11 protein-coding genes are annotated in these 11,834 nt (G+C 74.7%); 7 read left to right on the forward strand and 4 right to left on the reverse strand.

Going from position 1 to position 11,834, the window contains the following annotated elements:
• The first annotated feature begins 2 nt into the window (after nt 1-2).
• On the forward strand, nt 3-1,625 hold the full coding sequence (locus NFU81_RS35375) for a mucoidy inhibitor MuiA family protein (protein ID WP_308208354.1): 1,623 nt from the start codon (nt 3-5) through the stop codon (nt 1,623-1,625).
• A gap of 90 nt (nt 1,626-1,715) precedes the next feature.
• Here NFU81_RS35375 and NFU81_RS35380 read toward each other — a convergent pair whose 3' ends face one another.
• Both NFU81_RS35380 and NFU81_RS35385 read right to left on the reverse strand, forming a co-directional pair.
• On the reverse strand, nt 1,716-2,096 hold the full coding sequence (locus NFU81_RS35380; protein WP_251499625.1) for an ArsR/SmtB family transcription factor: 381 nt from the start codon (nt 2,094-2,096) through the stop codon (nt 1,716-1,718).
• Nucleotides 2,093-2,542, reverse strand: coding sequence for an SRPBCC domain-containing protein (locus NFU81_RS35385; protein ID WP_251499627.1), 450 nt, complete (start codon nt 2,540-2,542; stop codon nt 2,093-2,095). The genes NFU81_RS35380 and NFU81_RS35385 overlap by 4 nt, the downstream gene beginning before the upstream one ends.
• Before the next feature lie 344 nt (nt 2,543-2,886).
• Between NFU81_RS35385 and NFU81_RS35390 the strand changes: the two genes are divergently transcribed.
• A complete protein-coding gene (locus tag NFU81_RS35390) occupies nt 2,887-3,963 on the forward strand; it encodes an LLM class flavin-dependent oxidoreductase (RefSeq protein WP_251499630.1) in 1,077 nt (358 codons plus the stop codon).
• A gap of 32 nt (nt 3,964-3,995) precedes the next feature.
• Here the strand turns inward: NFU81_RS35390 and NFU81_RS35395 are convergent, their stop codons facing one another.
• Both NFU81_RS35395 and NFU81_RS35400 read right to left on the reverse strand, forming a co-directional pair.
• Nucleotides 3,996-5,216, reverse strand: a complete 1,221-nt coding sequence (locus NFU81_RS35395; protein WP_251499632.1) for an arylsulfotransferase family protein — start codon at nt 5,214-5,216, stop codon at nt 3,996-3,998.
• Between the two features lie 448 nt (nt 5,217-5,664).
• The gene (locus NFU81_RS35400; protein WP_251499635.1) at nt 5,665-6,438 is read right to left on the reverse strand and encodes an SDR family oxidoreductase; all 774 of its coding nucleotides are present in this window, start codon (nt 6,436-6,438) and stop codon (nt 5,665-5,667) included.
• A 111-nt stretch (nt 6,439-6,549) separates the two neighbouring features.
• Here NFU81_RS35400 and NFU81_RS35405 point away from each other — a divergent pair, with 111 nt between their 5' ends.
• From NFU81_RS35405 to NFU81_RS35425, 5 genes are all read left to right on the forward strand, one after another.
• Nucleotides 6,550-7,149 carry a TetR/AcrR family transcriptional regulator gene (locus tag NFU81_RS35405; RefSeq protein WP_251499638.1) on the forward strand — a complete coding sequence of 200 codons (600 nt, stop codon included), beginning with the start codon at nt 6,550-6,552 and terminating at the stop codon, nt 7,147-7,149.
• 120 nt (nt 7,150-7,269) lie between these two features.
• Entirely contained in the window at nt 7,270-7,464 is a 195-nt protein-coding gene (locus NFU81_RS35410) for a hypothetical protein (protein WP_251499640.1), read from the forward strand.
• Nucleotides 7,465-7,589: 125 nt separating this feature from the next.
• Nucleotides 7,590-9,008 (forward strand): hypothetical protein, encoded by a 1,419-nt coding sequence (locus NFU81_RS35415; RefSeq protein WP_251499643.1) that lies wholly within the window; start codon nt 7,590-7,592, stop codon nt 9,006-9,008.
• A gap of 151 nt (nt 9,009-9,159) precedes the next feature.
• Entirely contained in the window at nt 9,160-10,383 is a 1,224-nt protein-coding gene (locus NFU81_RS35420) for an AAA family ATPase (RefSeq protein WP_251500125.1), read from the forward strand.
• On the forward strand, nt 10,380-11,627 hold the full coding sequence (locus NFU81_RS35425; protein ID WP_251499646.1) for a vWA domain-containing protein: 1,248 nt from the start codon (nt 10,380-10,382) through the stop codon (nt 11,625-11,627). Before NFU81_RS35420 ends, NFU81_RS35425 begins: the two co-directional genes overlap by 4 nt.
• The last annotated feature ends 207 nt before the right edge of the window (nt 11,628-11,834 follow it).

Consider the following 11,834-nt stretch of genomic DNA (forward strand, 5'->3'; position numbering starts at 1 on the left):
CCGTGGACGACGCCATGACCGCGGCGGAGGCGGACGCCCCCGACGCGCTTCCCGAGCTGACCGCGCTGCCCATCACCGCGGTCACCTGCATGGAGGACCGCGCCCAGGTCGAGCGCGCCGGCAGCGTCCGCCTCACCGCGGGCGTGACCCGGCTGCGGGTCGGCCCGGTCTCCCCGCTGACGGCGGACCGCTCGCTGCGTGCCGACGCCGCCGCGGGCAGCGGCGCCCGGGTGGTCGACGCGCGCGTCGTGCGCACGTACACCCCCGCCCCGCCGGGGGAGCCGGATCGGGACGCCTCCGGGCTGCGCCGCGAAGTGCACGAGCTGGAGCAGGAGTCGGCGGACGCCGAACTGCTGCGGCAGCGGCTGGAGAGCGCGCTGGAGGTCATCGGGCAGGCCAGGACCGACCTGCACCGCGACATCGTGCAGGGCGCGGGCGGCGGCGACGCCGACCCCGAGCGGTGGGCCGACCGGCTCGACCGGGTCGAGCAGGAGGCGGAGCCGCGGATCGGCGAACTCCACAAGCTGCGGCGCCGGTTGCACGACCTGGGCGAGGAACTGCTGGAGGCCGAGCAGGCGCTGGCGGCGGTGGAGACCGAGCCGCGGCAACTCACCGCGTATCTGGACCTGGTGGTCGAGGCCGAGCGGGACGCCGAGACGGAGCTGCGGGTGACCGCGCTCGTGCCGTGCGCGCTGTGGCGGCCCGCCTACCGGGCGACGCTGGCGGACGACCGGAGTTCGGTGCGGGTGGAGACCGACGCCTTCGTGTGGCAGGAGACCGGCGAGGACTGGGACGGCGTCCGGCTGACGCTGTCCACCGCCCGCCCGACGCTGGCCGCGAGCCCGCCGGTGCTGGCCGAGGACGTCCTGACGCTGCGGGAGCGCTCGACGGAGGAGCGGCGCACGGTCGAGGTGAACCTGCGCGAGGAGGAGATCCGCACGGTCGGCAGCGCGTCCCCCGCGGTGCCCGCCGCCCTGCCCGGGCTGCACGACGGCGGCGACGTCCGCGTGCTGGCCGCGCCGCACCCGGTCAGCGTGCCCTCCGACCACCGCCCGCACCGGGTGCACGTGACGTCCTTCACGGCCCCCTGCACGGTCGAGAACAGCTGCGCCCCCGAGCTGTCGCCGCTGGTGGTGGCCACGGCACGGCTCACCAACACCTCGGGCCACGTCCTGCTGGCGGGGCCGGTCGACCTGGTGCGCGGCAGCGGCTTCGTCGGCCGCGGCACGCTCGACTTCGCGGGCGCGGGCGAGGAGTTCGAGGTCGCGTTCGGCAGCGAGGACACCTTCCGGGTGGTCCGGCACACCGAGGACAGCCGCGACACCACGGGCCTGGCCGCGATCAACCAGCGGACCGTACTGACCCGCAGGGTCCGGCTGTTCGTCTCCCGGCTGGACGCGCAACCGGGCGCGCCCGAGCGGGAGATCACCGTACGCGAGCGCATCCCGGTCTCCGAGGTCTCCGCCGTCGAGGTCGAACTGCGCACCGCCGACTGCCGGCCGCAGCCCGACTCGCTCGACGCCGAGGGCATCGCCCGTTTCGCCCTGCGCCTCGCGCCGGGCGAACACCGGGAGATCGACCTCGTCTACGACATCACCGCGGCCGGATCCGTGACGGGCCTGTAGGGCGGCGGTGCCGGCACCGGGACCGCTTCCCACCAGCGCCCCCGGGCGGGTACGCCCCCGTCGGCCGCACCCGCGCCGCGGGCGCGCGCGTCACTCCCGCGCGTCCCCTTCGGCGGCCTCCGCGGCTTCCGCCGCTTCCGCCAGGCGCTTGATGCCGGCCAGCCGGCGGTCCCAGTCGGCGGCCAGGGCCACCATCCAGCGGGCGGTCGCGTCGAGCGCCGCGGGGCGCACCTCGTAGCGCACCTCGCGCCCGACCCGGCGGCCGCCGACCAGCCCGGCGGCGTCCAGCACCGCGAGGTGCTTGACCACCGCCTGGCGCGTGACGGGCAGCGCCTCGGCCAGCGTCGTGGCCGACACCTCGCCCTGCGCGGCCAGCAGGTCGAGCAGGCGGCGCCGCGTCGGGTCGGCGAGCGCCGCGAGCACGCCGTCGACGGCCCCGGCCCCGCTTCCCGCAGCTGCCTCGTCGGTCACACGGCCTGCGCTTCCGCGCGCGCCTTGAGGTCGTCGACGACCTGCGCCCATCCCCCGGTGTTGTCCCGGTGGGCGCCGGCGCGCAGCTCTTCGGAGCCACTCAGCGCCGCGAACCCGCTCTCGACCACCCGCAGCCGCGTCCTGCGGTCGCCCTCCGCGGTGAGGGTGAACTCCACCAGCGTGCTGTTGCCCGCGACCGGCTCCTGCCCGCTGAACGCGCTGGCCCAGCGGTACGCCAGATACCTCGGCGGGTCGACCTTCTCGACCCGGACCGGGAACTCGCCGTACTCCGCGTGCTTGGCCACCACCAGCTCGCCCTCCCTGGCCACCGTCCCCGACACGCTCCCCGCGTCGGCGGCCCAGAAACCGGGCTCGGCCACCAGCGACCATACCTTTTCCACCGACGCCTCGATCAGCGTCTCGCGCTCGATGCGGTCCTCAGCCATGGCACGCTCCTTCGTCCGTAACGCCACGATCAGTGCAACTCCAGGGTTGCACACCACCTGCCGAGGTGCAACCACCGGGTTGCGCGACCGTCCTCCGGACGCTCATTGCCAGCGGCGGGGGCGTCGATTACCGTCTGCCGTGTGCATCAAGGGACGAGGCTGGTCTGCCGCCTCCACGTCGACCTTCTCCGGTCGTCCAGCGCACTGTGTCCGTAGGGCCGTCGGCTCCGTAGTACGTACCGGCCGGCGGCCGCTCGCCGCTCAGCGACGACGTCGCTGACGCCTTCCGACACCTCGTTCAGGGCGGCGATCCGCCCTGCTCTGCTGCGCAACGGAGTCCTGGCATGAGCCGAGAGTTTCTCTGGTACATCCCCAACACCGTCGAGCCCGGCCACCGCGGCGACGACACCACCACCGGGTGGGGCACGCTCGACTTCTCCACCGAACTGGCCCGCGCCGCCGAGGACCACGGCTGGGGCGGCGCGCTGCTCGGGACCGGCTGGGGGCGGCCCGACACCTTCACCGTGGCCACCGCGCTGGCCGCCCGCACCACCACCTTCAAGCCGCTGGTCGCGATACGCCCCGGCTACTGGCAGCCCGCGCACTTCGCGAGCGCCGCGACCACCCTGGACCAGCTCAGCCAGGGGCGGCTGCTGATCAACATCGTCAGCGGCCTGGACGACGCGGCGGCCTACGGCGACGGGGAGGCCGACCCGGCCCGCCGCTACGACCGCACACGCGAGTTCCTGCAGCTCGTACGGCGGTTGTGGACCGAGGAGAACGTCACCTTCCGCGGCGAGTTCTTCCGCGTCGACGGCTCGACGGTCAACCCGCGGCCGTACGGTACCGAGCAGGGCCGCACCCCGCGGCTCTACTTCGGCGGCGCCTCCGCGGCGGCCGAGCGGGTCTCGGCCGCCGAGGCCGACGTGCAGCTCTTCTGGGGCGAGCCGCTGGACGGGGTGGCCGAACGGATCGACCGGCTGCGGGAGTTGAGCGCGTCGCTGGGGCGGGAGCACGCCCCGCTGGAGTTCGGCCTGCGGATCACCACGCTGGTCCGCGACACCACCGAGCAGGCCTGGCACGACGCCGAGGCGAAGGTCGCCTCGATGGCGGACCGCGCCGCCGACTCGACCATCACCCGCAACTGGCGCCGGGCGGTGGGCCAGCAGCGGCTGCACGACCTGGCCGAGCGCGGCGAGGTGCTCGACTCCTGCCTCTACACCACGCCCGGCAAGTTCGGCGGCGGCGGTGCGGGCACCACCTGGCTGGTCGGCTCGCCCGACGACGTGGCCGACGCGCTGCGCGCCTACGGCAAGCTCGGCATCACGCACTTCGTGCTGTCCGACACCCCGTACCGGCCCGAAGTCGCCAGGATCGGCGACCAGTTGCTGAGCAGGCTGCGGGAGCGGGACCCGGCCTGACGGGTCCCGGCTCCCGGGTGGGCACCTGCCGGCTACCGCCAGTCGTAGCGGTAGGCCCGGTAGGTGTTCACCCCGGCGGGGAACTGCGCGTTGAAGAGCAGCTCGCCCTTGCTGCCGAACTCCGAGACGTAGGGCAGCGATCCCCAGCCGACGACGAGGTGGCCGTCGCGCAGCGGCTGCGCGTTGCCCTGCGAGGACGCGCTGAGCAGGTCGGGCTGGTCGGCGGCGGAGACCAGCGTGGCGGTGTGCGTACGGGAGTCCAGCCGCACGGTGACCACCCGGCTGTAGGGCAGTTCCGCGACCGCGCCGGTGCCGGTGTTGGCGACGCCCGCGGACTCGTTGTCGAAGAAGGTGTACAGGCCGCCGCCGAGCGGCTGCGGGTCGTGCTGCCAGGCGAAGATCCGGTCCTTGCTGTTCAGCACCTGGCCGGGCGCGGCCTTCAGCGCGAACGAGCTCGCCTTGCCGCCGAGCTGCCACAGGACCCGCCCTGTGCGGTGCGAGATCTCGTACGCAGTCCAGGTGTTGCGCGCGTCGACCAGCAGGTTCCCGCCGGCGTCGAGCTTGACGGCGTTGACGTGGAACCAGTCCCACGGGGTGTCCGCCGACGCCGGCAGCGGCTGCTCGCTCTGCGCGTACGGCACGTGGTCGGCGCTGTTCCACTGGAAGAGCACCTTGCCGGTGCGGATGTCGACCTCCTGGACGACCCCGTCGATCACCTTCTGGTCGGCGGGACCGCCGAGAGAGCGCAGGTCGGCGGTCCTGACCGCGTAGGCGAGGATCAGGGCGGTGTTGCGCGGGGTGATGAGGAACTCGTGGCCGTCGGCGGAGTAGCCGTTGCCCGCGCGGACCTCGGCGATCTTGTCGTAGTGGTCGTCGTAGACGACGTCGACGCCCTGGGCCGCCCCGCCCAGCCCGGTGCCCTGCCACCAGGTCAGCACCGGCTTGCCGCGGTAGGTCTGCCTGCGGAAGTCGGCGGCCGACTGCCCCGCGGGCAGCGCGTGCGACCACACGGTCCGCCTGCCGTCCTGGCTGAGGATCTCCACCCCGCCCGCGTACTTGCCCGCCACCGCGTTGGGCGACACGAACAGGTCGCCGTGGCTGGTGCCCGGCCTGTCCGTCAGCACGGTCACCGGCGCCAGCGGGAGGCTGCCGGCCGTGGTGGCCGCGGCCGCGCCGGTGGCGGGGAGGAGGGCGGCGAGCGCGGCGGTGGACGCCGCGGCGACGGCGTATCGGGACAGGGTGTGCTTGCGCATGGGTGGTCCTTCGGGAGGCAGGCAGCCGGAAGCCGGGCCTGGGCAGGGGTGGTTGTCCCGCACGGCGGGCGCGCGGGCATGACGGCGTGACTCGGCGCCGCGTCGGCGCGAGGGGCAGACCGGGGTGAGGTCAGCGGTTCAGGACGGGGCAAGCCGCTGGGGCCGCGTCATACGCGGCGGGACTCCCTTACGGGAGCGGGGAGATGTGCTCAGCAGGAGCAACAGGCGGCAGAACAGACCCGCATGAGGTCGATGTGACCACGGGTCGTCAGGGTACGCAGGAGCTGCCGCATGCCGAGGAAGCTAGCCGGACGCTGCGGCCGGCGTCAACGCACGTCCGCATCCTGGCCGTTCGGCCGGGACGTGCGGCGAAACGCCCCGCACCAGGGCGAATGCCGGAACGGCCGCCCCGCATGCGCGGCGGGGCGGCCGTTCCTCCGGTGCGCGATCAGGCCGCGCCGCCGTTGACGTACAGAGTCTGGCCGTTGGTCCAGCGGCCGGCCGGGCCGGCCAGGAAGGCGACGGCGTCGGCGATGTCCGCCGGGGTGCCGAGGCGCTGCATCGGGTTGAGGCCCGCGATGTGGTCGACGACCTCCTGGGGCTTGCCCTCCAGGAAGAGCGGGGTGGCGGTCGGCCCCGGTGCGACCGCGTTGACGGTGATGTCGCGGCCGCGCAGCTCGCGGGCCAGGATCAGCGTCATCGCCTCGACGGCGCCCTTGGACGCGGCGTACGCGGCGTAGCCGGGCTGCTGGAGCCGGGTCACGGACGTGGAGAAGTTGACCAGCGCACCGCCGGCGCGCAGCCGCCGCGCGGCCAGCTGCGAGACGACGAAGGTGCCGCGGATGTTGACCCGGTGCATGCGGTCCAGGTCGGCGAGGTCCAGCTCGGCGACCGGGGCGAGCAGCATGATGCCCGCGGTGTTGACGACGACGTCGACTCCGCCGAACTCCTGCTCGGCGCGGTCGAAGGCGGCGGCCATCTCCGTCTCGTCGGCCACGTCGGCCCGCATCGCGACCGCCCGGCCGCCGCTCGCGGTGATGCCCGCGACCGCCTCGTCCGCGCGGTCCCGCCCGCCGCTGTAGAGCAGGACGACCGCGTCGCCGTCGGCGGCCAGCCGCTCGGCCACCGCACGGCCGATGCCGCCGGACGCCCCGGTGACCAGCGCGACCCGCGTTGCCGGTGCGTCCTGGCCGTTCACCGCGGCCGTCGGGGTGCTTGTCATGGCGGTGCCTCCTCGCGAAGCTCTATGTGGACGATCCGTCCACATAGAAAATGTAGACTGGTCGTCCATATAATGCAAACGCCCGAGGCCCCCACCAGGAAGGAGGACCCGATGCCCGCAGAACCCGCCCCCGCGCGCCCCGGCCGCGGCCGCCGCCCGGCCGCCGAGGTCCGCGCGGCCGTCCTCGCCGCGGCCGGCACGATGCTGCTGGAGAACGGCCTGCGCGACATCACCTTCGAGAAGGTCGCGGCCCGCGCGGGCGCCAGCAAGATGACCCTCTACAAGTGGTGGCCCTCCCCCGGGGCGCTGGCCCTCGACGCCTACTTCGCCGCGACCGAGCAGACCCTGGCCTTCCACGACACCGGCGACCTCGCCGCCGACCTCGCCCGCCAGTTGCACTCCTTCGTGACCTTCCTCACGTCCCGCGAGCACGGCCCGGTCATCGCGGAGCTCGTCGGCGCCGCCCAGTCCGACCCCGACCTCGCCACCGCCCTCGCCGAGCGCTACACGCTCCCCCGCCGCGCGCTGGCGGTGGCCCGGCTGCGCACCGCCCTCGACGCGGGCCAACTCCGGCCGGGGACCGACCTGGAGAGCGTGGTCGACCAGCTCTGGGGGGCCTGCTACCACCGCCTGCTGATGCCAGGGCTGCCGCTCGACACGGACTTCACCGACACCCTGGTCCGCAATCTGCTGTCCGGCATCCGCCCGTAGCGACGGCTCCGTCACCACCGCGACCAACCCCGTCACCACCTTGACTGGTGACGAAAGCGGTGACATTCTCGTTGCTGCAGGGCGCGGAAGCGCGCAGCACGGCAAGAGTGGAGGACGGCAATGGAGAGCATCAGCCTCAGCACCAAGGACAGCGCCGCGGCGGCACGGCACGCGCGGTTCGGCAGCCTGCCCGAGCGCATCCGTTTCGAGGACATGGTCCAGGAGCAGCGAGCGGCCTCGGTGACGGGTGACGAGTACAACCCGGAGCGCTCCTTCATCTCCTACTCCTGCCTGGCCCTCGACCTCGGCCTCTGAGTCCCACCCGGGCGCCGGAGAAGCGGAGTTGCTTCCGCTCCGCCGGCGCCTGCCGCTATGCTCGCGGTGATGACGACTTCATCTCCCAGCAGATTGGGGGACCCGTCCGCGCAAGGTGAGTGCTGATGCCCACCGAGATCGCGAACGAGGATCCCCGGCTTTCCCTGTGGCTGCGCGTGCGCACGTTCGCCGTGCCGGCCCCCATGATCGAGACCGCGACCGCCCGCCGGCAGGCCGGCGACTGGGCGGGGGCCTGTGCCGCCGCCGGTTTCGACGTCGATGTCACTCCACGTACCGTCGCGCGTACCCATGGCCGGGAGCTGGCCGGGCGCGTACGGACCGACCTGCGGCGACTCGCTCCCGACCTGCTGCGCTGGCACATGCCGAGAGTCGGCCCCGACGGGGTGCTGCGCCCCGGGCTCACCCTCGCGCTGGCCAGGTACGACACCGCCGAAGGCCCGGTCCACCTGGTCGCCAGGACACCGCCCGCGTGGGCGGACGCCGGCCAGCGGATCAGCCTCGCGCTGTGGGACGGCACCGGGACCGGCTCCGGCCGCCACCCGCACCGCCGCCCCGACCGGCGCTTCCGGCTCGACCTCCACCGCCACCTGTGGGACGCCTCCCGGTCCGCTGACCTGCGGATACGTTCAGGCTCCGGCCTTACGCCCAGCGACGCCCACGATCCGGTGCCACCCGATCTCCCCTGCGCGGTGGACCGCTGGGCGCCCGAGGCCGCCCTCGTCCTGCGGGCCGAGGGCCGTACCGGCGGCCCCGTCGCCGTACGCCTCGGCGGCCGCGGCCGGCTGGTCGTGCACGTCGACCCGGACGCGGACGGGCCGCCCGCACACAGCGGTCAGGACCCCGGCGGACATCCGCGGGGCGGACCCCGGATCACCCCCTGGCCCGGCCGCGGCGGCGGCGCAGGGCTGCCGGTGCTGCCCGACGCGGCGACCTGGACGCTGCCCGACCTGGAGCTGCTGCGGGCCGGGCTCATCGAGCCCGGGCAGCTGCACCCGCTGGTCGCCGCGGCCCTTGTCGCCGGGTATCCGGCGGCCGGCTGGTCGCCGGCGCGGGACCCGGCGGGGCAGCCGCTCCTGGTGGACTGCCGGGGCGCTCGGCACCGGATCGGCCTGGTCGACGGTGTGCTGGCCGCGCTGGACCACGATCCCGACGAGCTGCGCAGGGAAGAGCTGCTGGCCGCGCTGAGCGGTACGCCGCTGCCCTGCCTGCGGGCGATCGACGCCACCCACCGGCAGCCCGACTGCCTGCCCGAGGTGCGCGGCCGCCTGGACCACGGCGACACCGCCGCCGCGGTGGCCCTGGTCGAGGGGCTGCTCGGCCCCGAGGCGGTGCTGCGCGGCGGTGACCTGCGCGACGAGCTGGCGGCCGCGGCGCAGGGCCGGGTCACGCACGGCCTCTACCGGGCCGGCCTGTGGGACCCCTGGCCCGGCCCCAAGGCAGGACCCGTCCACCGCGCCGGCCGGGAAGAGCGCCGCCGCCTCGTCGACTTCCGCAGCCGTCCCCGGCTGGCCCACCTCCGCTGATCCTCCGCTGAGCCTCCGCTGAGCCCGCCCTCCGCCCGGCCCTGCGCGCGGCCGCGCGGTTGCGCGCGCCCCTGAAGAGCACCGCCGTCCGCCCATGCGCCCGCGGTCCGCGCAGGACCGCCCTCGAACCCCAAGGTGAACCCCTGTGACGATGACGACCACCCCTCCCGCCTCCCAGCTCGACATCGCCGGCGACCTGCTCGCCCTTCTCGCCGACACGACCACGGAACCGCGTCCCGACGTCCAGCTCGAAGCGCTCACCCTGTCCGTTGCCGCCGACCTGCCGGTGCTGCTGTGGGGAGAGCCGGGGATCGGGAAGACCGCGGCCCTCACGCAGCTCGCCGCGGCCCTCGACCTCCCGCTCACCACGGTCATCGCCAGCGTCCACGAGCCGTCCGACTTCTCCGGGCTGCCGGTCGTCGGCGACGACCCCGCCGTGCAGGGCGTGCCGATGGCCCCGCCGGACTGGGCGGTCCGGCTGGTACGGGCGGGCCGCGGCCTGCTCTTCCTCGACGAGCTGTCCACAGCACCGCCCGCCGTCCAGGCGGCGTTGCTCCGGCTGGTCCTCGAACGCCGGATCGGCGCCCTGCAACTCCCGCCGGGGGTAAGGATCGTGGCGGCGGCCAACCCGCGGTCGTCGGCCGCGGACGGCTGGGAGCTGAGCCCGCCGCTGGCCAACCGCTTCGTCCACCTGCAGTGGACGCACGACCACGACGTCGTCGTCCGCGGCCTCGGCGGTACGTGGCCGCGGGCGGCCCTGCCGCAGCTCGGTTCCGGCGGCCTCGCGGACGCCGTGGCCCTCGCCCGCCGCGCGGTGTGCGGGTTCCTGACCGCGCGGCCGGGCCTCGTCCACCAGCTGCCGACCAACGAGGCCCGCAGGGGCGGCGCCTGGCCGTCGCCGCGGAGCTGGGACATGACGCTGCGCCTCGTCGCGTTCGCCACCGCGGCCGGCTCCTCCCGGGAGGTGCTGTCGCTGCTGGTACGCGGCACGGTCGGGGACGGCCCCGGGCTCGAACTGCTCGCCTGGCTCGACCGGATGGACCTGCCCGACCCCGAAGTGCTGCTCGCCGACCCGGCGGGCGCGGAGCTGCCCGAGCGCGGCGACCTGCGGCAGGCGGTGCTCGACGGCGTGGTGGCCGCGGTCCGCGAACGACCCGAGCGGTCCCGCTGGGACGCCGCATGGGCGCTGCTGGTACGGGCGTTGGAGACCGGCGCCCCCGACCTGGTGGTCGTCCCCGCGACCACGCTGGCCTCGCTGCGCCGCGACGACTGGGACGTACCTGCGGCCGTCGAACGCCTCGCCGGAGTGGTGACGATGTCCCGCCGCGCCGACCGCGCCGCATCCCGTGTCGCCGACCGGAAGGCCGCCCGATGAGCGCGCCCGACCGCCGGCCGGCGGCCGGACCCGCGCCGCTCCCCCTGGACCTCGACAAGCTCTTCACCGCCCGGCTGCAGGCCGCCCGCGCCAGGCCGTATCTGGCAACGGCACTGTTCGCACTGCATGTTGTGGAGTCCAGGGCGGTCCCGACGATGGCCGTCGACCGGCACTGGCGGTGCTACGTGTCACCCGGGTTCGTGCAGGTCACACCGGTCGAGGAGCTGGCCGGGGTCTGGGTGCACGAGGTGTCGCACCTGCTGCGCGACCACCACGGGCGCGGCGAGCGGCTGGCCCGCAGGCAGGGGCTCTCCGGCCCTGCCGAGCAGCTGCGCAGGAACATCGCGGCGGACTGCGAGATCAACGACGACGCCTTCGGCGACGGCCTGGCGACACCCCAAGGCGTGGTCACACCGGCCCTGTTGGGCCTGCGCGACGGCGAGCTGATGGAGGACTACCTGCGGCAGTTCCGGCTCGGCCCGCACACCGCGCAGCTGGCGTGGCTGGACTGCGGCAGCGGTGCCGACGGCGTCGAACGGCCCTGGGACCTCGGTCCCGACGGTGCGCACGGGCTGAGCCCGCAGGAGCGGGACGGGGTCCGCTTCCGGGTCGCCCGCGGCATCAACTCCGCCCCCGGCGACACCCCCGACAGCTGGCGGCGGTGGGCGGAGGAGGTCGTCCACCCGCCGCAGCCCTGGCGGGAGTTGCTGGGGGCGGCGATCCGCTCGGCGGTCTCGGGCGGCGGCGCGGGCGACGACTACTCCTACGGCAGGCCGTCGCGCCGCTCGACCGCCGTGCCGGGCGCTGTCCTGCCGAGCCTGCGCCGCAGCCCGCCCCGGGTGTGCGTGGTCATCGACACCTCGGGGTCGGTCAGCGACGAGGAGTTGGGCACCGCCCTGCTCGAAGTCGCCGCCATCTCCCGTGCGGTGGGCGGCCGCAGCGACCAGGTGAGCGTCCTGTCGTGCGACGCGGCGGCCGGGCAGGTGCACCGGCTGTGCCGCGCCGAGGGCATCCCGCTGGTCGGCGGCGGCGGCACCGACCTGCGCGCGGGCTTCGCCCGCGCCCTGGGGACCCGGCCCGACGTCGTCGTGGTCCTGACCGACGGTTACACGCCCTGGCCCGCCACCCGCCCGCCGTGCAGGACCGTGGTCGGCCTCTTCCGCCGCGACCCCGCGAGCCGCTACAGCCCCCGCGCCCTGCGCAACGCGCCACCCGGCTGGGCCAGGGTCGTCACCGTCGGCTGACCGGGACCGGTCCGCCGCGGCCGAATTCCGGCGGCCCTGATAACCGGCCGATAAGTTACCGGCGCGAATGCCGGAACCCCGAAACATTTCGGTCCCGAAGAATTTCCAGACCAGTGGTGACCTCGGCGTTTACCTCGGTATTCATATTCTGTAGATTCGGTGGCGGGCCGGCGCCATGACGGCCGGTGGGCGACTGAGGCGGGAATT

This window comes from Actinacidiphila cocklensis, assembly GCF_907177275.1.
GTDB lineage: Bacteria > Actinomycetota > Actinomycetes > Streptomycetales > Streptomycetaceae > Actinacidiphila > Actinacidiphila cocklensis.